Consider the following 22,214-nt stretch of genomic DNA (forward strand, 5'->3'; position numbering starts at 1 on the left):
GAGGATGGCCGTTCCGGGTGGCGGTTCAGCCGATATTCCCAAGTGCGCGGATGCGCGCGCGGGCATGGATTTCGTTCTGGCTCAGCACCACCGTCGCCGGGCGCACCCGCTCGATGATCGATCGGACGAACGGGCGGATCGACGGATTGGTCAGCAGGCACGGAATTTCGCCGTCCTGCGCCAGCTTGTCATAGGTGGTGCGCACGGCGCCGATGAACTGCTGGAGCACGGTCGGCGCCATCGCGAGCTGACGATCGTCGCCCGCTCCCACGATGCTTTCGGCGAATGCCTGATCCCATTCGGGCGACAGGGTAACGATCGGGATTGCGTCGCCGCGCATATTGACCGACGAAATCTGGCGGGCGAGCCGCGCGCGGACATGTTCGGTCATTTGCGTCACGCTGCCGGTCAGCGGTGCGGCTTCGGCAATGCCTTCCAGGATCGTCGGAATGTCGCGGATCGAAATGCCTTCGCTCAGCAGATTTTGCAGGATGCGCTGAACGGTCGATACCGAAACCTTGGACGGGATGATGTCGGCGACCAGCTTTTCCGCGTCGCGATGCACTTCGTTCAGAAGCTTCTGCGTCTCGGTATAGCTCAGCATGTCGGCGATATTTTCCTTCACCAGCTCGGTCAGGTGCGTGGTGATGATCGTGCCGCAATCGACCACGGTCAGGCCGCGGAAGCCGGCTTCGTCGCGCAATTCGCGATCGATCCACAGCGCGGGCAGGCCGAATACCGGTTCGGTGGTGACGTCGCCGGGCAGGCCGGTCGGGCCGCCGCCCGGATTGATCAGCAACAGCTTGTCGAGGCGGATTTCGCCGCGCGCGGCTTCGGTTTCCTTGATGTAGAGGACATATTCGCTCGGCTGCAGCGCCATATTGTCGATGATGCGCACCGATGGCAGGACAAAGCCGTAATCGGTCGCCATCTGGCGGCGCAGCGCGCGCACCTGATCGTCGAGCCGCGGTTCGCGCGTCGAATCGTTGATGATCGGCAGCAGCGCATAGCCGATTTCGATGCGGACCGAATCGATCGCCAGAGTCTCGCTGATCGGCTGTTCGCGAGTCGCTTCCTTTTCCTCGGCCTGCGCTGCGATCAGTTTTTCCTGCGCCGCGCGCGCCTCGGCATTTTTCGACATTTTCCAGGCGGTATAGCCGCACGCCACCGCGATGCTGGCGAAGGGGATGAAGGGCAGGCCAGGCATCAGCGCCAGCCCGCCCATCAGGAACGAAACCATGCCGAACGCCTTGGGATAGCGGCCCAGCTGGTCGCCGAGCGCAGTGCCCGCGCGGGTCTTGAGGCCGCCCTTCGACACGAGCAGGCCGGCAGCGACCGACACGATCAGCGCCGGGATCTGGCTGACCAGACCGTCGCCGGCAGTCAGCACCGTATAGGTCTGGAACGCTTCGCCCAGCGGTACGCCGTGCGAAATGACGCCGATGCCCAGACCCACAACGATGTTGATCGCCGTGATCAGCAGGCCGGCAATCGCGTCGCCCTTCACGAATTTCGAGGCACCGTCCATCGCGCCGTAAAAGCCGCTTTCGGCTTCGACTTCGGCGCGGCGTGCCTTGGCTTGCTCCTCGTCGATCATGCCGGCGGACAGGTCGGCGTCGATCGCCATCTGCTTGCCGGGCATCGAATCGAGGCTGAAGCGGGCGGCGACTTCGGCGATGCGGCCCGCGCCCTTGGTAATGACGACGAAGTTGATGACCACCAGGATCAGGAAGATGGTCAGGCCGATCGCGGTTTCGCCCGCCATCAGGAACTCGCCGAACGCGCCGATCACATTGCCGGCGGCCTGAGGCCCTTCATGGCCATGGCCCAGGATCAGGCGCGTCGAAGCAAGGTTGAGGCCCAGACGGAGCATCGTCGCGATCAGCAGGATCGTCGGAAAGGCGCTGAGTTCGAGCGGCTTTTCGATGAACAAGGCGGTCATCAGGATCATCACCGAAATGGTGATCGACAGCGCCAGCCCCATGTCGAGCAGCCAGCCCGGCATCGGCAGGATAAGCATCGCGATGATCGCGACAACGCCGATCGCCAGCGCAAGGTCGCGATTGGCGCCGATCCGGTCGAGAAAGCGAGTGAGTGCAGGCGGCACGTCAGGCAACTCCGATAACGATCAGGCAGGGTGTTCCTGCCAAAGGGCCGCGCGGCAGAGTCGATCTGGCAAAGCGCAGCGAAGCGGCGGAGCTTGCGCCATCGCCGGTCGCAGCCCAGCCGACCGGTTGCCCGCTACCGCCCCGAAGCGCCCAGCGACCGCCGCCGGCGTGGCAGCGCAGCTGAACCGGAATGCGATGGGCGCTGGTCATGGCCGTCACGCCGCCGGCGAGACGGGAATGCCCGCCTCGACAAAGGCCTTCAGCTTGTTGCGCATGGTGCGCACCGAAATGCCCAGGATGTTCGACGCGCTGGTGCGGTTGCCGTGACAGCGTTCGAGCGTCTGGAGAATCAGCTCACGTTCGACTTCCTCCACGGTCCGTCCGACCAGGCTTTCGACATGCAGCCGTTCGCCGCCTGCGGTATCGCGCCCGATCAGGCGCGTACCGTCGCTGAGCACGAGATCGCCCGGCTCGATCCGGTTGCCGCGCGACAGCAGCATCGCGCGATGCACGGCGTCCTCCAGCTCGCGGATATTGCCCGGCCAGTCATAGCGGCGCAGCAGCGCCATGGCCTCGTCGCCGATCGGCTTGACCGGCAAGCCGTCGGACGCAGCCAGCCGTTCGGCGAAATGCGTGGCGAGCATCGCAATATCGTCGCCGCGTTCGCGCAGCGGCGGCACTTCGATCCGAACCAGCCCCAGCCGGGCGAGCAGATCGGCCCGGAACGCCCCTTCGGCGACCCGCGCGGTGAGATCCATGCCCGTGGTCGCGATCAGCCGCGCCTGGAACGGGACATATTCCTCGCTACCGACGCGTTGCAGCCGTTGTTCCTGCAGCACTGCGAGCAGCCTGGCCTGAATCTCCGGTGCCACCGCGCCGACTTCGCGCAGCAACACCGTGCCGCCGCCGGCCTTTTCCAGATGGCCGATGCGTCGTGCGACTGCGCCGGGAAAGGCGCCTTCCTCATGCCCGAACAATTCCGAACGCAATACCTCCGGCGCGACGCCCGCGCATTCGACGACGAGCATCGGATTGGGCCGGCCCGAAGCGATATGGATGGTTCGCGCCATCATTTCCTTGCCGCTGCCGCGCTCGCCCGTGATCAGGATCGCCGCGCTGCTGGGGGCGACGGCGCGGGCGAGCTCATTGGCGCGTTCCAGCGCCGGATGCCGGGCCAGCGGTTCGGTCGGACGGCGTTCGATCACCGATGCGATGGCGGCCGCGATCAGTTCCCGCTGCGGCGGCAGCGGCACATAATCCAGCGCCCCCGCACGGATCGCCGCGACGGCACGCTCGGCGGGCGCATCGATCCCGCATGCCAGTACCGGCAGCGTGAAACGTTCGGTGCGCAGCTGACTCAGGAAATAGCGCACGTCGAGTTCGACATCGATCATCACCAGGTCGCCGGTATTGGCGCGCAGCGCCGCCAGCGCCTCGTCACAGTCATCGGCCATGTCGACAGCGGCGCCGGCTTCCTGCGCCAGTTGGGCGGCGCGGCGGAATTCGCTTTCCGGCGCACCGATCAGCAGCATGCGGATGGGCATATCCATGGTCAGATTTCCTGCCGTACGACTTCAGTGAGCGTGACGCCCAGCGCACCGTCGATCAGGACGATTTCGCCGCGCGCGATCAGCCGGTCATTGACGAAGATGTCGACGGGTTCGCCGACGCGACGATCGAGTTCGAGGACATGGCCCGAACGCAGCTGAAGCAGGTCGCCGACCGGCATCCGCGTGCGACCGAGCACTGCCTGAACCTTTACCGGCACGTCGAATACGGCCTCCAGTCCTTCGGCGGGCGGTTCTGCACTGGGCGCAGGCTGGGGTTGCGGTTCGAAATCCTCCAGCGCCGGCGCTGCCTGTTCCTGGGCGGCATCGGTGGGAACGATGTCCTGCGGGTCCACGCTTTTCTCCATCATGCGTTCATCCATTGGCGGATCACCGCCACTGCTTCAGGCGGGCTTGCGGCGATCGTGTCGCCAAGCTTGTTGAGGGCGGAGAGCTTGATCCGGCCATCGACCTGCGCGAGCGCGATTTCCTGATCGAGCAGCGCGGCATTGCCGGCGGTCTGGCGCGCCTCAAGCTGTTGCATCGCCTCTTCGTCGCCTTCGGCGGCGCGCTGCGCGAGCGCGATCATTTCGGGGTCGTTGGCGGCCAGCATACCGCCGTCCTGCGTGGCCTCGCCCGACGTCGCCTTGGGCTTCAGCATCCGCAGCGCAATCAGTCCCGCGACGGCGATGACGACCAGCTGCAGCAACCCGAAGATGCGGTCCATCGACAGCAGCGACAAAATGCCGCCCTGACCTTCGGCCAGATCGTCGACCGGTGCGAAGGCCATGCTTTCGACAACCACGCTGTCGCCGCGCTCGCTGTTATAGCCGATTGCATTCTCGACGAGGCGGGTCAGGCGCTGGATCATTTCATCGTCCAGACCCTTTTCGCCGCCATCGACCATCACCGCGACGGTCAGCCGCTTGACTTCGCCCGGGCCGCGCACCGTGACGGTGCGGCGCGAGCTGTTCTGATAGGTCGTGTCTTCCGACGACTGGCTGCCCCGTGAGCTGCGGCTTTCGCCGGGCTGGGCGGGCTGGCCGGTATTTTCGGGAAGTTCGTTGCCAACCGACACGCCCGGAGGGGCCGCACCGGTTTCCTGATCCTCGGTGCCGTTTTCGACGGTCACCTGACGTGCGATCACCTGCGCGTCGGGGTCATAGACATTGGCTTCCTCACGCGTGGCGTCGCGATTGATATCCGCCGACACTTCGGCGCGGACCTTGCCCTGACCGACGATGGGAGAGAGAAGCGCCTCGATCTCGTCGCGCAGCCGCGTTTCGACAGCGGCCTGGCGTTCGTCGGCGTCGCTGCTCGCGATCGTCTCGCTATCGCCGGCGCGTGCCAGCAGTGCACCCGACTGATCGACCACCGACACCGCTTCGGGCGACAATTCGGGGACCGAGGAAGAAACGAGATAGCGGATCGCCTGCACCGTTTCGGCGGGGAGGCGGCCGCGCGTCTTTACGGTGACGGCGGCGGTTGCCTTGCGTGCTTCGGCGGCGAACATCGCGCGTTCGGGCATCACGATATGGACGCGCGCGGCGGCGACTGCCTGAAGGCTCTGGATCGAGCGGGCGAGTTCGCCTTCGACGGCGCGGGTTTCGTTCATCTTGGCGCGGCTCGCCGACACGCCGAAACTGTCTTCCTGATCGAGTACGTCATAGCCGATCGGGCCGCCCAATTTCTCGCCGGCAAGGCTCATGCGCAGCTCGGCAAGCTTTTCCTGCGGTGCAAGGATCGAGCTGCCGTCGGCGGACAGGCGATAGTCCACGCCTTCGGCCTTGAGCTTTTCGGCAATCGCCTGCGCGGCGGAGGGGTCGAGATCGGTGTAGAGAAAGCCCATGGCGGGATTGCTCCCGCGCGTCGCCACGAATGCGAGCGCCGCGAGCAGCGCCAGCGCCACTCCACCCATGATCATCAGCCTTTTGGCTCCGATCTGGTCGACGAATTTCCTGACTGCTTCCAATTCCCGCCTCGTGGCTGTTCGGGGGAGGGCGTTCTGCCCGTCACAAGAGAATTATAGGACGAGGAACGCGGCAGGTTTTGCCGGGGTAGGAAATTTTTGCCGGGGATGTTTCCGATGACGTCGGCGCAAGCGGGCAGGGCGCGCCCCGCGGCGCGTTCCGGCATGCTTGGAACATAGAAAAATCCCGGCTTTCGCCGGGATGTCGCAGTTCCTTTAGAGACGGGCAGCGGCGCTGCTGGCAGCGCGGTTCAGGCGGCGATGTCCTCGTCGCTCAGGCCGGGATCGTCCAGTTCAGCATCGTGAGCGAGCGCATCGGCATGTTCCACCCGGTCCGGCGATCCACCCGAGATGTCCGGGGCGGGTGCCGGCAACAGCGCCTCCAGTTCGGCCATGATCTGCGCGCGGCGTTCGGACCTGTCGAGCGTCAGCCCGCCCTGATCCCACAGGATTTCCGCATCGCCCACAGGGACCCGGTCATCGGGAATGATGTGGACATTGAGGCGGCGGCGGTCGGCCGCCTGGCGCGATTCCAGCCGCGTTTCGATATCGGGGGCAAGATCGGGATGGATGCGCACGCAAATTTCGGTGCCGCGCGACACCTGACGCAGCGTGCGTCCGATGGCGTCGTCGATCGCGATGCCCGGCGCGGTTTCCAGAGCGCGGGCGGCGAGCAATTCGGCGGCGGCAAGCGCCACTTCGGTCGCGTCGCCGGCCATGCTGTCCTGCGCGTCGGCGAAACGGCCGTCGATTGCTTCGATTCCCGCCTGCAGCGCATCGACCGCGCTCAGCAGCGCGGTTTCCCGTTCGGCGCGTGCCTGCGCCAGTCCCGCTTCATATCCTTCGATCCGGGCGCGGGCCTCGCGCGTATCGGCATCACTTTTCGCCAGGGCCAGTTCCGCGCGCAGCGCCGACAGCTCAAGCGACATGTCGGTCTGCGACGTGCCCTTGGTTTCGTTGCAATAGCTGAATACCCGATCAAAGGCGAAGCGTTCGACGTGCAGGTTCATCTCGCCCTCCTCACAGGATCATCGCGTCGTCGCTCTTCGGATCGACGAGCAGGATTTCGCCGCGATCGGCGAGGTTCTTGGCAAGGCGGACGAGCGAGGACTGGGCCTCTTCGCAATCGCGCGCACGGACCGGGCCCATGCCGGCCATATCCTCGCGCATCATCTTTGCCGCACGCTCGGTCATCGCGCCGAAGAACAGGTTCTTCAGATCCTCCGGTGCGCCCTTCAGCGCCAGCGCCATTTCGCGCTTGTCGGCATTCTTGACGATCGTCGCGATCGCCGCCGGCAGCAGGTTGGAGAGGTCTTCGAACGTGAACATGAGCGCGCGGATACGCTCGGCGCTTTCCGGCGCCTTGTCGTCGAGCGCCTTGAGCATCGCTTCTTCGGTGGCGCGGTCGAGCGCGTTGAACATCTCGGCCATCGCTTCGTGCGGATCGCGCTTGCTGGTCCGCGACAGGTTGGTCATGAATTCGGACTTGAGCGTCTGTTCGACCTGCTGGATGACGTCCTTCTGCACGGTTTCCATGCGGAGCATCCGCATGATGACGTCGGTGGCGAAATCGCGCGGAAGCTCGCCCATCACGCGCGCGGCATGGTCGGGGCGGATCTTCGAGAGGATCACCGCCACGGTCTGCGGATATTCGTTGCGCAACGCGCCGGCGAGGATCGTTTCGGAGACGTTGGACAATTTGTCCCACATCGTCCGGCCGGAAGGACCGCGAAGATCCTCCATGATCTCCCTGACCTTGTCGGGCGGGAGCATGCCGGCGAGCAGCCGCTCGGCCGATTCATAGCTGCCGTGAAACGCGGCCATGCTGGAAACTTCGCCGGAAAACTGGACAAGCAGATGTTCGATGACGTGGCTGGGCACCTGGCCGAGCGAGGCGATGGCGGACGAAAGCTCCTTGATCTCGTCGACCGAAAGCTGCTCCCAGATCGGCGCGCCATGATCCTTGCCCAGCGCCAGCATCAGCGCGGCGGCGCGTTGGGTGCCGTTAAAGCGTTTCAGCTCGGGCATTTCGGCGGTCGGCGCCATCATGCTCATAGTCATCGTCCCCTGAAAAAGATTCGATCCCGCGCGCATGCGAGAGCGAACTTCCTTCTATTATAGGAGAAGTGTCAGGAGGTTCGGGCGGGAGATGGCGGTAAATTTTTCGAATTCGATGGTCGGGCTGAGCCTGTTGACGGGAAGCAATGTGTTTTCCAGCGGGTTGACCGACATCACCTTCGAAAGCCGCGCCGTACGCCGCGCCAAGGCGCAATTCACCATGGAGGCGACGACGCCCCCGTGGAAGGAAGAGGCCGACACCAGTCCGCTTTCCTCCCAGGCATCCGCGATCAAGCTGCTCAAAAGCTTTATCGACCGCGCGGGAACCGGCGTCGATTTTCTGCCCGACGATATCCAGACCACTTTCACCACGTACAAGGCGCTCGACCGGCTGCGCATTCTTGCCGAAGTCGCCGCCGACAAGACGACGTCCGACGCCCAGCGCAAATCGTTGCAGACCAGCTTTGCCAGGGGGATGGGCGAGCTTCAGGGATTCCTTGCCACGGCGCCCTCGGACAAGGTCAGCCTGTCCTTCTTTCAGCCCGCGCGGAATGTGAAATCGATCGGCATTCCGGCGCCCGATCAATATAGCATCAAGGGGCCGGCACTGGTCGACCGGCGCAGCGATGCGGTTCCGGGGCTGACCGGTCAGGAGCAGTTTTCGGTCACGCTGACCAAACCGGGCGGCAGCGACACGGTCACCGTCAATCTCGCCACCGGGCCGCAGCCGCCCTCGCTCGACGATGTCGTCAACGCGCTCAACGCCGCGATCGTGGCCGTGCCGCAGACCAATCCCGACGGCAGCGTCAAGACCGACGCCAATGGTGACCCGATCCCGCGCTGGCTTGCCCGGTTCGAAGCCGAAAAGGGGGATGAAGGCTGGGGCCTGACGCTCAAGACGCCGAGCGGTATAGAGCGGGTCACGCTCGATCAGGTCGGCGCGAAGGACTCGCTGATCGTCGCGACCGGCCAGACCGCACTCGATGCGCCCACCGCCACGCAGGTCTTTCGCCTGGACGATCCGGCGGGCGCCGGCAGCCGCACGACTCTTGCCAGCGTGTCGGCGCTCGACCGCCAGGAAACCGAACGCAACGGCCTGTTGGGCAAGACGACGACCGAAACCCGGATCGTCTATGACCAGTTCGGCAATCCCGAGCTGGGCAGCGACGGCAAGGTCAAGCTTGAGAAGATCAAGAAGCCCGACGTTCAGGCCGACACCGATGCCGCGGCGGTCGCCACCGACCGTTTCGGCAACAGCTATGTCGTCGGGACGACCTCCGGCGATCTGGGATCGAACCGATCCGATGGCGACGACAATCTGTTCCTCACCAAGCTGGACGGCGAAGGCAATATCGTCTGGCAGCGAAGCCTGGGGGCAGGGGGATCGTCGCAGGGTGCCGCGGTGCATGTCGCCGACGATGGCAGCGTAACCGTTGCCGGCACCGTGAATGGCGGCTTCGGCGACATGACCACCGATGGCGACATGATGGTGGCGCGGTTCGACGAAAATGGCGACGAGCAATTCGCCACCGTCATTCGCGCAACCGGAGCCGATACGGCTCGCGCGCTTGCCGTGGCCGATGACGGTTCGATCTATGTCGGCGGCAAGGCGGCGTCGGGCGGCGGCGATGCCTTTATCGCCAAGATCGGAACCACCGGCTCCATCGTCGAACGCCGCACGATCAACATCGGCGGCAGCGAAAGCGTCAATGCGCTGGCGATCGACCAGGACGGAAATCTCCTCGCCTCGATCAACAAGAGCGGCAATGCCCAGATCTGGAAGATCGACGGCAATTCGCTCTCGACCGATCTCGGCCAGATCGACCTGGGCCGCGCCGATGCGCGCGTGATCGCGGTCGCCGACGACGGCACCATTGCGGTCGGCGGCGCCACCGAAGCGGCGATGAGCGGGACACAGGTGAACGGCACCGGTGGCGCGCGCGACGGATTCGTCGCGACGATCGATGCCAATCTGACCGGCGCGCGTGTCACGTATCTCGGCACGGCCGAGGACGATCAGGTCGATAGCATCGCGTTCCTGAACGGCGAGCTGTATGCGGGTGGGCGTACGCGCGGCGATCTGGGCGCCACCCGGCGCGGACCGACGGACGGCTTTGTCTCGCGGATCGACATGGCGAGCGGAGCGATCAATTCGACCAGCCAGTTCGGCCAGTCGCTGTTGCGGACCGAACCGGTGCGCATTGCCGCCGATCCGGGCGGCGCGACGACGGGTCTTGCTGCGCTCGGCTTCGGTCGTGGCACGATCAATCCCGAAACGTCCGAACTGCTGACGTCGCAGACGTCGCTGCGCGCGGGCGACAGCTTCTCGATCCGGGTGAATGACGGCGCGGCGCGCAAGATCACGATCGATGCCGGCGAGACGATGAAGACGCTGACCGAGAAGCTGAGCAAGATCACCGGTTCCAAGGCGACCGTCACTACCTCGCGCAGCAATGGCGAACGTTCGCTGCGGATCACCACCAAGGAAGGCAATTCGGTCGATCTGATCGCGGGCGCGGAAGGTCGCGACGCTTTGGAAAAGCTGGGTATTGCCGCGCAGCGCATCGTTACGCCCGAAAAAGTGCCGGACGACGCACCCAAGGTGCGGCCGGGCGGCACCTATGGCCTGATGCTGACCGAGGCGATCAACCTGTCGACGCTCGATGATGCCAAGATCGCGCTCAAGAAGGTGAAGGACGCAGTGTCGATGAGCCAGACCGCGTTCCGTTCGCTTTACTGGGATGACGGCAAGGCGACGATTGTCGATGGCGAGAAAAACTCCGCCTACGGCAAATATTCCACCGCGCGCGAACAATCGCAGCTCTCCAATTATCAGGCGGCGCTCGACCGCCTTTCAAACCCCACTTCCTCCAGCTTGCTAGGATTCTGACGGTCATGAGCAACACGCCCCCGATCCTCGCCGGTATCAAGACCAACATGCATTATCTGGCCGATCGCCAGCGCGTGGTGGCGGAGAATATCGCCAATGGCGAGACGCCCGGATACAAGTCGCGCGAACTGGCCCGGCCCGATTTCGGCGCGCTGGTGGATGGCGGCACCCCCGGCGTGACGCCGCCGCAGGTGCAGCTGACGCCTGCGATGCGCAGCCTGGGCGCGGTCCTCCCTGCTGGAGCGGGCAATGTGATCCGCGATACCGACATCGTCGAGACCAAGCCTGACGGCAACAACGTCACGATCGAGGACCAGCTGATGAAGATGGGCGAGATTCAGGCCGACTTCACTGCGATGGCGAGCCTCTATCGCAAACAGCTCGGCCTGTTGAAGGCGGCGTTGGGCAAGAGCGGCGGCTGACCCGCCACGGCGGTCGCGATACAATGCGCCCGGTGACCAGGCGCGCGATCCGTTCGGAGTTCGTAGCCGCGTAACGTCCCGGTCGCTTCCCATCGGAAAGGCACCGGAAAACCGCCGCGTCGGGCCCGGACCGGCGAACCGCGCATCACGCGCGGGATATGCGCCGATACCCGGTGCCGGTGCGGTGCTACAGTTTCGTGTTGATCGAGATCGGAGCCGGGGCGTCGATGCCCTGCAGCGCGCCGCGCGCGCCATAGGTCTGGCTCTTGGTGCCGGTCAGCCGCTTTGCCTCGGCATTGATCGCCGCCATCATGTCGACCGACAATTCGATCTGGCGCGTCAGGATTTCGGCATTCACCTTGGATGCGTCGCGCAGGCGCAGGCTCGCTTCGGTCAGTGCCTCGCGCGCTTCGCCCACCAGCTTTTCGGTCCAGTCGGCGGCTTCGCGCGACAGCCGTGCGACTTCGCTTTCGATGCGCCCGGCAAGGCGGATCTTGGCATTGGCGATTTCCGGCAGGTCGCGGGTGAACGGCGTGCTGGTCAGCAGCTCGCTTTCCTCTTCCATCAGTGCCGCCAGCGATATCATCGCGTCGCAAAGCGTCGCCGTCACATGCGGTCTCCCTGTTGCAGGCGGATGATCTGGTCCATCACCGTCGTGGCGAGGCCGATGCCGCCGCGCCGGGCGACTTCATTGCCCAGCTTTTCGGCGAGCACGCCGCGAAACACTTCCTCGCCATGGCCGCCCGAAAACTCGCCCGGGCCGCCCGAATTATCGAGCATCAGCTGGAACATCTGCCCCAGGAAGACGGCTTCGAACTGTTGCGCGGTTTCCGCCTGCGGCGAATGCGCCGTCACTTTGGGCATTTGCGGCCCTTGCGAGGGGGGAAGGCTGAGAGGATCCATCATTGCACCACGATTTCTGCCTGAAGCGCGCCGGCGCTTTTCACGGCCTGAAGAATTGTGATCACGTCGCGCGGACTGACGCCGAGCGTGTTGAGCCCGTTGACCAGCGACTGGAGCGAGGGGCCGTCGATCATCGCCAGCGATGCGCCGCCGCCATCGTCCACCGTAACCTGGCTGCGCGGTACGACGGTCGTCTGTCCGTTCGACAACGGGCCGGGCTGCGACACCTGCGGCGTTTCGGTCACGGTGATGGTCAGGCCGCCCTGCGCGATCGCGACCGGGCTGAGCCGCACATCGTCATTCATCACGACCGTGCCCGATGCTTCATTGATGACGATGCGCGCGGGCTGATCGACCTGGATGGGCAGATCCTCGACCTGAGTGACGAGATCGACGATCGATCCGGCAAAGCCCGGCGGCGGTGCGATTTCCACTGTCGCGGGATCGAGCATATGCGCCGCCCCCGGGAAACGGGCGTTGATCGCCCGCGTGACTCGATCGGCCGTTGTGAAATCGGGGTTGCGCAGCGCGAGCTTGAGGCTGGTCGCCGATGCGAGCGCGAACGGTATCTCGCGCTCGACGATCGCGCCGCCGGAAATCCGCGCCGACGTCGTTACGCCGCGACTGACGCTGGCCGCCGCGCCCTGACCGACAAAGCCCGAAACCGCGACCGGCCCCTGTGCGACGGCATAGATTTCGCCGTCGAGCGCGCGGAGCGGCGACACGATCAATATCCCGCCCTGAAGGCTGGTCGCATCGCCCAGCGCAGACACCTGCACATCGATCCGCGAACCGGCGCGCGCATAGGGCGGCAGCGTTGCAGTGATCGAAACCGCCGCGACATTCTGAGTCCGCATCTGGGTGCCGCGAATGTTGACACCCATCCGTTCGAGCATCGCCTGCATCGATTCCTCGGTGAACGGGGAATTGCGCATGCGATCGCCCGTCCCGGCAAGGCCGACGACAAGGCCGTATCCGACCAGCTGGTTGGGGCGAACGTTCTCGACATCGACGATGTCCTTGACGCGGCTTTGCGCCGATGCCGTGCCCGCGGGCAGGGCGGCGGCGAACGCCAGCGCGATCATGACGGTTAGAATGCGATACACGGTGTGTTCCCTGGCCGTGAAAATGCTCTACAATGACTTATAGGATGAACTGCCTGTGGAGCGTGGGAGAAAGGACGTTATTCGGTGCGCGTCGATGGCCTGACCCCGTTGATGGCACGCACGCTGGTAAGCGCGCTGCCCAAGGTCCTGCCCAGCTTCCCGGTAAGCGAGGCGGAAGCCGCAGCCGCACGCCCTCAGCCTCACGCCGCCCAGACGCCCCAGCCGATGCCCACCGTGGCGATGCTGGTCACTCTGTCCGCAGCCGATCCGGCGATCGAGCGCCGTCGCAAACAGGCGAAGAAAGCCACCGAAGGGCTCGACGTCCTCGAAACCGTCCATCGTGAATTGCTTGCGGGTACGCTCGATCAGGGCTCGCTTCGCGACCTTGCCGAATGGGCAAAGGCGATCGACGTGCCGGATGACCCGGTTCTCGCCGAAATCATGCGCGACATCGATCTGCGCGTGCGCGTCGAACTCGCCAAATACGACGTCGAAATCTAGCTCACGACCTAGGCTTTGCCGCGCATATTTTGCGGCCGATCGCGGCGCTCGCCGGCAAATATTTGTTAGGGCCTGCCCGCTATTCCCGGCGCTGGAAAGGGAAGGCGGTGTATCAGGCAAAGATCGATCCTGGCGCATGGGCGGAGGGTCCATCCGAACGCGAAATCGTGCCGGGCAGCATGCCGATCGCGGCATTGTCCAGCGACGATGCGCGGCCTTTCTACTGGCGGGCGCTGGAACGGCAGGCCCGCTGGCCCACCCAGACGCAGGATTTCCTGACCGCGCTGCCGCCATTGCTGACCGGTCAGCAGACGCGGATCGTGCATGTCCGGCGCGGCCGGCGGCTGACGGGGCTGGTGCCCCTGTGCCGGGACCCGGGCTATTTCGCGCGCTGGCGGCTTGCCGGCGTGCGTGAACTTTCCGAACCTGGCGACATCGCCGCTGCTTCCGACGCGGACGCCGCCGGACTGGCACAGGCGCTGCGTCATTTGGGCAGACCGTTGGCGATCGACAGGATCTCCGCCGATTCCAGCTTCATTCCGGCATTGCGCGCCGCGATGCGGGGGCGGGGATGGGTCGTGGTGCGACCCGCGATGCCGTGCCCCGTCATCACGCTCGACGACAGCTGGCGTGATCCGGAGGCGAAGTTCAATTCCGGGCGCCGCTCCGATTTCCGCCGGGCGATGCGCAAGGCGTCGGGGTTCGGCGGGGTGCAGCTGGAAACGCTGTCGCCCGATCTTGCGACGTTCGATGCGCTGTTCGATGAAGCGGTCGCGGTCGAGCATCGCAGCTGGAAACAGGAAGCCGGCACCTCGATCCTTGCCTGTCAGCGGCGGGAGGCGTTTTTCCGCCGTTTCCTGCGCAGCGCCGCCGCCGATGGCCGGGCGCGCATTTCCTTTCTGCGGATCGACGGTGCCGCTGTCGCGATGCAGCTCGCGCTGGTGTGGCAGGGCCGCTACTGGCTGTTCAAGATCGGGCATGACGCCGCGTTCGACAAATGCTCTCCGGGCACGTTGCTGATGCTGCATTGCCTGCGCGACGCGGCAGAGAGCGGCCTGCAGAGCTTCGAACTGCTCGGCGTTGCCGAACCCTGGATCGCGCGTTTCTGGACACGCGAACAGCGCGATTGCGTGCATGTCCGCACCTATCCCGCCAACCTGCGCGGTGGCGTCGCGCTGGCGCAGGATGGATTTCGCTGGTTCCGCCAGAATGCGGTGGGGCGCCGCACGTGAAATCGAGTGCGCTGTGGCGAATGCTGCGGGATATGCGCTATTCGCTGCCGCAGCGTCTGGGCCAGTGCCTGCCCGCGCCCGATATCGGCTCCATGCTGCGCCTGGCCATGGCGACGCGGACGCGGGGCGATGCCGTGACCGTCGGATATTTTCAGTCGGACGCCGCCGCTCCCGACACGATCGAATCTGCCTGCTGCGCGATGGCCGAACGGATCGGTGCGGCGGGGCTCGACGCCTATCTGTCGGTCAAGGCGCCGCCGCTCGGCTTTGACCAAAGCCGGATCATGGCAATCGCGCAGGCGGCCGCCGCATCGAATCTGACGATCCTGTTCGATGCGCATGCACCGAAGGATGCCGAACCGACGCTGGCACTGGCGGAGCGGCTTCTGCCCGAATTTCCGGGAACCGGTATGGTCCTTCCCGCTCGCTGGCAGCGCAGTATCGCCGATGCGCGCCGCTTTCGCGACACGAGCGCGCGTATCCGCGTGGTGAAGGGCGAATGGCCCGATCCGCAAGGCGATCGCGGCACAGACGAAGCATCCTATCTGGAGCTGGTTGCGATGCTTGCCGGACGCGATGCACCGGTGGCGGTGGCGACGCACCGGCCCGCGCTGGCGCAGGCGGCGCTCTCGCTGCTCCGTGACGCTGGAACACCGTGCGAACTCGAACAGCTGCGCGCGCTTCCCCGCCATCGTACCGGCGCAGTCGCACGGCGGATCGGCGTGCCGGTGCGCGTCTATCTTCCCTGGGGGCCGGGCTGGTGGCCCTATGCGATCGAACAGGCAGTAGCCCGCCCCTGGTTGCCGGTCTGGATGCTGCGCGACCGGATCGGTCTTGCGGATCGATAGCCGCGCTCAGCGGCGTTTCTTCGCGATCTTCAGAACATAGCTGATGACTTCGGCCACTGCGGCATAATGTTCGACCGGGATCGGGCGGTCGAGCTCGGCCTGGGCATAGAGGGCGCGGGCGAGCGGGCGGTTCTCGACGATCGGGATATTATGCTCGCCTGCGATGGCGCGGATCTTGAGCGCGATGGCGTCGACACCCTTGGCCACCACGATCGGCGCCGCCATGGCGCCATGGTCATATTGCAAGGCGACGGCGAAGTGGGTGGGGTTGGTGATGATCACGGCCGCCTCGGGCACTTTCTGCATCATGCGGCTGCGCGAACGCTGCATCTGGATCGAGCGGATCTTGCCCTTGATATGCGGATCGCCTTCGCTGTTCTTGTGCTCGTCCTTCACTTCCTGCAGCGACATGCGCATCTTTTGCATGAAGGCGCGGCGTTGCCAGAAGATGTCGAACAGCGCGAGCGCACCAGCGAGCATCGCGACCGGTTGCAGCATCGCATAGACAATCGCAAAGGCGTGCTTGCCGATCTCCGCCGGATCGATACCGACCAGCCGGTCGATCCCCGCCGCATGCGGCCAGGCGATCCACAGCGAAACGCCGCCGACCAGCAACAGCTTGGTCAGCGTCTTGGCAAATTCGACCAGCGCCATCTTGCCGAACAGCCGGCCAAAGCCCTTGGCCGGATTGAATTTCGACCATTTCGGCTTGAGCCGGGCCCAGGAAAGCGTCGGCATTCCGCCCTGTATCAGCCCGCCGATCAACGCGCAGGCGAACAAGGCGCCGAGCACCGGCATCAGCGCGCCCCCGACATGGCCGAGCACGCCGATCATGAAATTCTGCGCACCCTGTGGTTCCAGCCGGTAATCGTCGGCATTGCCCCATAGCCGGACGAACATCGCGCCCAGCGAATGCACCGTCCAGCTGCCGACGCCTGCCAGCACGATCAGCATGCCAACGAATACCGCGGCGTGCTTGACCTCCGGCGCGGTGACCGTCTCGCCGCGTTTTCGGGCGTCCTCCAGCTTCTTGGGCGTCGGATCTTCGGTTTTCTGATCCTTGTCGGGTGCCTCGGACATGGCTCAGCTCCAACCGCCCAGCATCGCGTCGCCCATTTCGGTCGCGAACATCGTCAGTACTGTGCCCAGCGTGACTGCGGTCAGCGCGAGGCCGAGCATGATGTTGAGCGGCTGGGAAATGAAGAAGACCTGGATCGCGGGCGCCACGCGCGCGGCGAGGCCCAGCGCGACGTTGAACACGATGCCATAGATCAGCAGCGGCGCGGCCAGCCCGATCGCCAGCATCATCGAACGACCGGTTGCCGCGATCGCCATCTGTGCGAAATCCTGCGCCGGCGGCAGGCCGCCGATCGGAAACAGCTGATAGCTTTGCACGATCGATTCGATCCACAGATGGTGGACCTGCATCGCCATGCAGACGAGCGCGGCCGCCATCGTCACGAATTTGGAAAGCAACGGCACCTGGCTGCCTTGCCCCGGATCGAACAGCATCGCGGCGGACAGGCCGATCTGCATGCTGATGACCGATCCGGCCATCGATATGGCATAGAACAGGATCTTGACGATCATCCCCATCGCCAGCCCGGTCAGCAGTTCCGCGATCAGCACGGCGGCGAGCGGGCCGTGATCGGCAATCGCCAGCGCGGCTTCGCTGCGCAGCGGCCATATCCCGATCGTCATCCCGAAAGCGATCAGCAACCGGATGCGTCCCGGCACTGCATCTTCGGAAAAGACAGGCAGCAGCATCAGCACCGCGCCGGTCCGCGCGAACAGGATGAAGAAGGCACTGACCAGAAGGGGGAGGTTTTCGGGAACCGCGTCCATGGCGATGGTTCAGTCAAAAAGCGCCGTTCGGACCGAGCCTGTCGAAGCCCGGCTCTTCTCCGATGGTCGGAGAGGAACGGGCGGCATCTTCGACAAGTTCACCGCGAACGCGATGTCCAAAACACGCGCAAGCCGACGGCATCATGCGCCCGCCGCCGATCCGGTGACGATCAGGTCGCTGATCTTGGCCATGAAGTCGGCCAGTTCCTGACCGATCGTCGGCAGCATCAGCAACAGCACGAACCCCATCGCCAGGATCTTGGGAACGAAGGTGAGCGTCATTTCCTGAATCTGCGTCAGCGCCTGAAGCAGGCCGATCACCACGCCGACGATCAGCGACACCAGCAGCAGCGGCCCGACGACCGCAAGCACCAGCATCAATGCCGCCTGGCCGAGTTCCAGAACCTGACTTGCGGACATGGTTCAGATCTGCATCCGCATGATGTCGGTATAGGCGCTGACCACTCGGTCGCGCACGGCGACCATGGTGTCGAGCGCGGTTTCGGCAGCGCCGATCGCCGTCACGACGTCGATCAGGTCGCCCTTGCCCGCAACCTGCATCGCAGAGGCGTTTTCGGCCGCGCGCAGGCTCTGTGCCGTGTCGGTCACCAGTCCTTCGACCATCGAACCGAAATCGCCGCCGCCCTGGGTGCCGTTGCTGGGCGCGAGCGGCGATTTCGCGCCGCCGATGCCACCGGCACCACCAACTCCCAGCGCCCGTCCATAGGCGGACGTCGCGTCCAATGCTCCGATCGACATTGTCGTTATTTCCCTGATGTTTATGAGATTGTATTACTTCAGAAGATCAATCGTCCGCATCGTCAGGCTGCGGGCCGCCTCGATCGCGCTCAGATTGGCTTCGTAGCTGCGCTGCGCCGCTTTCATGTCCGCCATTTCGACCAGGCTGCTGACATTGGGCTTGAGCACATAGCCTTCGCCGTCGGCCGCCGGGTTGCCCGGATCATAGACGCGCTGGAAATCCGACCGGTCGGTCTGGATGCGGTCGACGCGAACCTGCGTACCGCCGGTCGCGCGATCGACTTCGGCGCGAAAGCTTGCGACGCGGCGGCGATAGGGATCGCCCCCCGGCGTCGTCGCCACCGAATCCTGGTTGGCGATATTCTCTGCGATCACGCGCATCCGCAACGTCTGGGCACGCAGGCCCGAAGCAGAGATGCCAAGCGACGTCTTGAGATCCATGAACTTCTCCCGCGCCGCGCATTTGGGCGGCTCAACTCCTTTATAGGCAAAAATTGCCTGGTCGGTCGGTTCGGTCGGAAAAATCATCCTATAATTTTGGACAAAGGAGCCAACGCCCATGTCCATTCTCGACGGCATCACGGTCGAAGCGTCGATCGTGCTCGGTTCGACCGAAGTGCCGATCCGCCAGATCCTGCAAATGAGCCGTGGCGCGATGATCGCGCTCGATTGCGGACAGGAGGATCCGACGCTTGTCTATGTGAACGGCCAGCTGGTCGCGAAGGGCAAGATCCTGGTCGATGGCGACCAGATGTCGCTCGAAGTGGCCGAAGTCGTAAAGAAGTCCGTCAACTGATGGACACGCTTTCGCTGCTGCGCACGATCGGGGCGCTCGGATTGCTGCTTGGTTGTCTGGCCGGCGCGCTCTGGGCGGTCCGGCGCTATGATCTCAAGCTGCCCGGAAGAGTGACGGCGGGGTCGCGCAAACGCGTCGAACTGGTCGAGCGGCTGACGCTCGACGCCAAGCGGTCGGTCGCGCTGATCCGCCGCGATGGCGCGGAGCATCTGATCCTGCTCGCACCCGAAGGGCATCTGGTGGTCGAAACCGCGATCGTCAAAGCGGGCGCGGAACCCGAAGTCGCTCCGGCAGCGCAGCCGCAGGAAGCGGCGACCAACGACAATCTGTCGGACCTTCGCCACAGTTTCGGCCAGCTGGTCGAACAGGCGCGTGGGCGGCTGGCGACGCGCGGCAGGGGATGATGGCGATGCGGATCGTTTCTATGCGTTCGCGCGCCTGCGTGCTCGGCGCGGTTGCGCTGATCATCGGCCTGGCGCTGCCGGTCGATGCGTTCGCAACGGCTGCCGGGCAGCGCACGATCGTCACGCTGGGCGAAGGATCGCTGTCGGCCAAGGCGATTCAGCTCGTCCTGATGCTGACGGTGCTCAGCCTCGCGCCGGGGCTGTTGATGACCGTCACCAGCTTCACGCGCATGGTGGTCGCCTTGTCGTTGCTGCGCACCGGCATCGGCGCGCCGGGCGTGCCGCCCAATCCGGTGATCATCAGCCTCGCGCTGTTCTTGTCCTTCTTCGTGATGGCTCCGACCTTTGAAAAGGCATGGGATCAAGGGGTTACTCCCTATACTGAAGGAAAGATCGAGGAAGCAGAGGCGTTCAGGAAGACCGCCGAGCCCTTCAAGATCTTCATGCTGAGCCAGGTGCGCGACAGCGATCTCGAACTGTTCGCACGGATGGGGGGCAAGCAATATGCATCCCGCTCCGAAGTGCCGCTGACCACGCTGGCGCCGGCCTTCATGATTTCGGAACTGCGCCGCGCGTTCGAGATCGGATTCCTGTTGCTGCTCCCCTTTCTGGTGATCGACCTGTGCGTATCGGCGGTGTTGATGGCGATGGGCATGATGATGCTGCCGCCACCGACTATCGCCTTGCCGATGAAGATCATCTTTTTCGTGCTGGTCGATGGTTGGGCGCTGGTCGCGGGGTCGCTGATCAAAAGCTTCGGTACGGTCTGAAACGATCGACGGCGCTGCGGCAACGGGTCAGGGAAAGGTCGCGCCCTGCATCGCGCCGTGGCGCGTTTCCGCGTCATAGGCGATCTGCGCCTGAGAGATCGCGGCCGCCGCGCTGCGCGCCGCTTGCTGCGCCGTCTCGCAATCGGCTGCGGCGATGGCATCGCGCACGGCGGGAATGCCGCGCTGCGCGATATCGACATGGCCCGCCTCATGCTCGCCCAGGATCGTCAGATAGCTGAGCCAGCGCGCGCGCAGCGCATCCGGGAGCGACGCGTAATTGGTGACGCGGGGAAGCAGGATCGTCGCGCGCATACGCACCTGCGCCCGCTCGAGATCGCAACCGCCCGGCATCGTTTGCCAGCGCCATTGCAAGCGAACCTGCGTCCTGGCGTCCACCGGCTTGCCGTCATGGGTATCGGTGGGGCGAGCGGCATTGATCGCGGCGCGCAACGCCTGCGCGGTATCGCCGGAAACATCATAATATTCGATCACGATATCGTCGCGATCCGCCAGCGCCGGGGGCAAGGGTTGCGGTCCCACGCTGTCCTGCGGCGCGCGAAATCCGGCGAGCAGTACCGCTGCCAGCGCGATGCGCCGCCGATATGCCGACATGCCGATATCTCCCTTCTGCGCCGCGCAAGGGTAGGGCGGTTTGCTTCGGGAAAAAAGATGCAAGTGCCGATGGACGCGCCGAAACCCCTGGCGCGCGTCGACAAATTCCGGTCTGTATCGACGTCTGCTGTGGGAGCGACTGAAGCAGGGCCCAAATGTAGGCAATTGGGGGAAGGCGGTCAGGCGGGCAGCGGGTTCAAGCTACCGATAGCTGTCGTCCCGGAAACGATGATATCGCGGGACACCTTGTCTACTTCCTCTCGGCAAGCTCGGCGGTTCGCCATGCCTGCCAACTGCGATGCAGATCGGCCCTTGATTGCGGGATGGGTTGATCCAGCACTTCGGCAGCCACCATCCGATCGGTGCGGAAATGGCGAAACCCCTGCCGCGCTTCGCACCATCCAATCAGGATGCGCGTGGCCTCGGAGTAACCGAGGACGACCGGCCAGATCGTCCGCCTGGTTTCGTCACCATTTTCGGCGCGATAGATCAGGCACAGTTTCCGTCGTGCGCGGATCGCATCCCTGAGCGTTGCCGGGTCCACCGCCTCAATTACCGGTTCTAGGCGCGGCAGCGCGGCGGTACTCGGTGCCGTGACGAACGGCTGGAGCCGCGCAGGAATGGCTGTTGCGATCTTTGCCAGAACATCCGTCGCAGCGGGCGACAGGATGGCGTCACCGCGCTGGGCAACCCATTGCGCACCCAGAACGATTGCTTCCAGTTCCACCTGGGTGAGCATGAGTGGAGGCATGTCGTATTCGGCCGCCAGCACATATCCCAAACCGGCTTCCCCCGTGATCGGCACGCGCTGCGCGACGAGGTCCGCGACATCCCGGTACACGGTCCGGGTCGAAACCTCCAACTCGGCAGCCAGGGCAGCACCGGTCACTGGCCGCGTCGATCGGCGCATGATCTGGATGATTTGAAACAGGCGATCGGCTCGGCGCACGGGCTGGTGACTCCTGCTGACACCACGGTGTCAGGAGTGCTGCGCTATACGGCCGCCACGTTCAACCTCTCATGTGCAGGACATATTCATGAAATTCGCTTCCGTCCGCCTGATCGCTGCGGACATCGACGCTATGGTCGGCTTCTATGAATTGGTCACCGGACAGACTGCCGATTGGCTCGCGCCGCAATTTGCCGAAATCGTCACTGCGGGCGCGACGCTTGCGATCGGGAGCACAGAAACGGTGGCGGCGTTCGCTGAAGGCAGCGCGGAGCCGAGCGCAAACCGGACTGCCATTCTGGAGTTCATGGTTGCGGATGTGGATGCCGTCTTTGATCGCGTGAAAGGCAAAGGCGAACTGGTGCATGAACCCAAGCTGCTCCCATGGGGCAACCGCACCTTTCAGGTTCGCGATCCCGAAGGTTCCCCGGTCAGCGTCTTCACGCCCTTCACCGAAGCGGCCAAGGCACGCTTCCAGTCGCGATAGGCCTCACG

The 22,214-nt window shown here is 64.7% G+C and carries 25 protein-coding genes; 9 read left to right on the forward strand and 16 right to left on the reverse strand.

The annotated features are described in order from the left end of the window. Positions 1-25 precede the first annotated feature (25 nt). The 6 genes from flhA to DKB74_RS01785 all read right to left on the reverse strand — a co-directional run bounded on the left by flhA (position 26) and on the right by DKB74_RS01785 (position 7,679). Positions 26-2,107 carry a flagellar biosynthesis protein FlhA gene (gene flhA / locus DKB74_RS01755; protein WP_109806387.1) on the reverse strand — a complete coding sequence of 694 codons (2,082 nt, stop codon included), beginning with the start codon at positions 2,105-2,107 and terminating at the stop codon, positions 26-28. Positions 2,108-2,323: 216 nt separating this feature from the next. Beyond that, on the reverse strand, positions 2,324-3,658 hold the full coding sequence (locus DKB74_RS01765; RefSeq protein WP_109806389.1) for a sigma-54-dependent transcriptional regulator: 1,335 nt from the start codon (positions 3,656-3,658) through the stop codon (positions 2,324-2,326). A gap of 2 nt (positions 3,659-3,660) precedes the next feature. Then, positions 3,661-4,026, reverse strand: coding sequence for a flagellar motor switch protein FliN (gene fliN / locus DKB74_RS01770; protein ID WP_420822389.1), 366 nt, complete (start codon positions 4,024-4,026; stop codon positions 3,661-3,663). Beyond that, a complete protein-coding gene (gene fliF / locus DKB74_RS01775; RefSeq protein WP_239987330.1) occupies positions 4,023-5,579 on the reverse strand; it encodes a flagellar basal-body MS-ring/collar protein FliF in 1,557 nt (518 codons plus the stop codon). The genes fliN and fliF overlap by 4 nt, the downstream gene beginning before the upstream one ends. 296 nt (positions 5,580-5,875) lie before the next feature. After that, positions 5,876-6,634, reverse strand: a complete 759-nt coding sequence (locus DKB74_RS01780; protein ID WP_193504337.1) for a FliH/SctL family protein — start codon at positions 6,632-6,634, stop codon at positions 5,876-5,878. Positions 6,635-6,644: 10 nt separating this feature from the next. Next, on the reverse strand, positions 6,645-7,679 hold the full coding sequence (locus DKB74_RS01785; RefSeq protein WP_109807054.1) for a flagellar motor switch protein FliG: 1,035 nt from the start codon (positions 7,677-7,679) through the stop codon (positions 6,645-6,647). Between the two features lie 94 nt (positions 7,680-7,773). On the opposite strand from DKB74_RS01785, the gene DKB74_RS01790 reads away from it, so the two are divergent. Further along, complete coding sequence (locus DKB74_RS01790) at positions 7,774-10,572, forward strand: SBBP repeat-containing protein (RefSeq protein WP_109806391.1); 2,799 nt, start codon at positions 7,774-7,776, stop codon at positions 10,570-10,572. A gap of 5 nt (positions 10,573-10,577) precedes the next feature. Next, positions 10,578-10,994, forward strand: coding sequence for a flagellar biosynthesis protein FlgB (locus tag DKB74_RS01795; RefSeq protein ID WP_109806392.1), 417 nt, complete (start codon positions 10,578-10,580; stop codon positions 10,992-10,994). 187 nt (positions 10,995-11,181) lie between these two features. Here DKB74_RS01795 and DKB74_RS01800 read toward each other — a convergent pair whose 3' ends face one another. From DKB74_RS01800 to DKB74_RS01810, 3 genes are read right to left on the reverse strand one after another with little or no spacing between them, the layout of a single operon-like run. Further along, entirely contained in the window at positions 11,182-11,604 is a 423-nt protein-coding gene (locus DKB74_RS01800; protein WP_109806393.1) for a flagellar protein FlgN, read from the reverse strand. Further along, positions 11,601-11,858: a rod-binding protein gene (locus DKB74_RS01805; RefSeq protein WP_239987331.1), complete on the reverse strand. Its 258-nt coding sequence runs from the start codon at positions 11,856-11,858 to the stop codon at positions 11,601-11,603. Before DKB74_RS01805 ends, DKB74_RS01800 begins: the two co-directional genes overlap by 4 nt. 38 nt (positions 11,859-11,896) lie before the next feature. Continuing rightward, positions 11,897-12,982 carry a flagellar basal body P-ring protein FlgI gene (locus DKB74_RS01810; RefSeq protein ID WP_109806395.1) on the reverse strand — a complete coding sequence of 362 codons (1,086 nt, stop codon included), beginning with the start codon at positions 12,980-12,982 and terminating at the stop codon, positions 11,897-11,899. 105 nt (positions 12,983-13,087) lie between these two features. Between DKB74_RS01810 and DKB74_RS01815 the strand changes: the two genes are divergently transcribed. From DKB74_RS01815 to DKB74_RS01825, 3 genes are all read left to right on the forward strand, one after another. Then, positions 13,088-13,504, forward strand: a complete 417-nt coding sequence (locus tag DKB74_RS01815; RefSeq protein ID WP_109806396.1) for a flagellar assembly protein FliX — start codon at positions 13,088-13,090, stop codon at positions 13,502-13,504. 107 nt (positions 13,505-13,611) lie between these two features. Beyond that, the gene (locus tag DKB74_RS01820; protein ID WP_239987332.1) at positions 13,612-14,736 is read left to right on the forward strand and encodes a GNAT family N-acetyltransferase; all 1,125 of its coding nucleotides are present in this window, start codon (positions 13,612-13,614) and stop codon (positions 14,734-14,736) included. A gap of 20 nt (positions 14,737-14,756) precedes the next feature. Next, the gene (locus tag DKB74_RS01825; RefSeq protein WP_109806397.1) at positions 14,757-15,584 is read left to right on the forward strand and encodes a proline dehydrogenase; all 828 of its coding nucleotides are present in this window, start codon (positions 14,757-14,759) and stop codon (positions 15,582-15,584) included. Between the two features lie 6 nt (positions 15,585-15,590). On the opposite strand, the gene flhB is transcribed toward DKB74_RS01825, so the two are convergent. From flhB to flgC, 5 genes are all read right to left on the reverse strand, one after another. After that, entirely contained in the window at positions 15,591-16,664 is a 1,074-nt protein-coding gene (flhB, locus tag DKB74_RS01830; RefSeq protein ID WP_109806398.1) for a flagellar biosynthesis protein FlhB, read from the reverse strand. A 3-nt stretch (positions 16,665-16,667) separates the two neighbouring features. Continuing rightward, complete coding sequence (fliR, locus tag DKB74_RS01835) at positions 16,668-17,429, reverse strand: flagellar biosynthetic protein FliR (protein ID WP_109806399.1); 762 nt, start codon at positions 17,427-17,429, stop codon at positions 16,668-16,670. A gap of 141 nt (positions 17,430-17,570) precedes the next feature. Next, a complete protein-coding gene (locus tag DKB74_RS01840) occupies positions 17,571-17,849 on the reverse strand; it encodes a flagellar biosynthetic protein FliQ (RefSeq protein WP_109806400.1) in 279 nt (92 codons plus the stop codon). Positions 17,850-17,852: 3 nt separating this feature from the next. Further along, positions 17,853-18,188: a flagellar hook-basal body complex protein FliE gene (fliE, locus tag DKB74_RS01845; protein ID WP_109806401.1), complete on the reverse strand. Its 336-nt coding sequence runs from the start codon at positions 18,186-18,188 to the stop codon at positions 17,853-17,855. 33 nt (positions 18,189-18,221) lie between these two features. Beyond that, on the reverse strand, positions 18,222-18,629 hold the full coding sequence (gene flgC, locus DKB74_RS01850; RefSeq protein WP_109807056.1) for a flagellar basal body rod protein FlgC: 408 nt from the start codon (positions 18,627-18,629) through the stop codon (positions 18,222-18,224). Between the two features lie 118 nt (positions 18,630-18,747). Between flgC and DKB74_RS01855 the strand changes: the two genes are divergently transcribed. Genes DKB74_RS01855 through fliP form a run of 3 tightly spaced genes read left to right on the forward strand, consistent with a single transcriptional unit; the run spans position 18,748 to position 20,158 of the window. Then, positions 18,748-18,984: a FliM/FliN family flagellar motor switch protein gene (locus DKB74_RS01855; RefSeq protein WP_109806402.1), complete on the forward strand. Its 237-nt coding sequence runs from the start codon at positions 18,748-18,750 to the stop codon at positions 18,982-18,984. Then, a complete protein-coding gene (locus tag DKB74_RS01860; RefSeq protein ID WP_109806403.1) occupies positions 18,984-19,388 on the forward strand; it encodes a flagellar biosynthetic protein FliO in 405 nt (134 codons plus the stop codon). Before DKB74_RS01855 ends, DKB74_RS01860 begins: the two co-directional genes overlap by 1 nt. A 20-nt stretch (positions 19,389-19,408) precedes the next feature. Beyond that, entirely contained in the window at positions 19,409-20,158 is a 750-nt protein-coding gene (gene fliP, locus DKB74_RS01865; protein WP_109807057.1) for a flagellar type III secretion system pore protein FliP, read from the forward strand. Positions 20,159-20,185: 27 nt separating this feature from the next. On the opposite strand, the gene DKB74_RS01870 is transcribed toward fliP, so the two are convergent. Next, positions 20,186-20,770 carry a DUF922 domain-containing protein gene (locus DKB74_RS01870; RefSeq protein WP_109806404.1) on the reverse strand — a complete coding sequence of 195 codons (585 nt, stop codon included), beginning with the start codon at positions 20,768-20,770 and terminating at the stop codon, positions 20,186-20,188. Between the two features lie 250 nt (positions 20,771-21,020). Continuing rightward, a complete protein-coding gene (locus DKB74_RS01875; RefSeq protein ID WP_109806405.1) occupies positions 21,021-21,719 on the reverse strand; it encodes a helix-turn-helix transcriptional regulator in 699 nt (232 codons plus the stop codon). Positions 21,720-21,807: 88 nt separating this feature from the next. Between DKB74_RS01875 and DKB74_RS01880 the strand changes: the two genes are divergently transcribed. Next, positions 21,808-22,206, forward strand: a complete 399-nt coding sequence (locus DKB74_RS01880) for a VOC family protein (RefSeq protein ID WP_109806406.1) — start codon at positions 21,808-21,810, stop codon at positions 22,204-22,206. The last annotated feature ends 8 nt before the right edge of the window (positions 22,207-22,214 follow it).

Origin of the sequence: Stakelama portus (genome assembly GCF_003171655.1) — a bacterium.
Classification (GTDB): domain Bacteria; phylum Pseudomonadota; class Alphaproteobacteria; order Sphingomonadales; family Sphingomonadaceae; genus Sphingomonas; species Sphingomonas portus.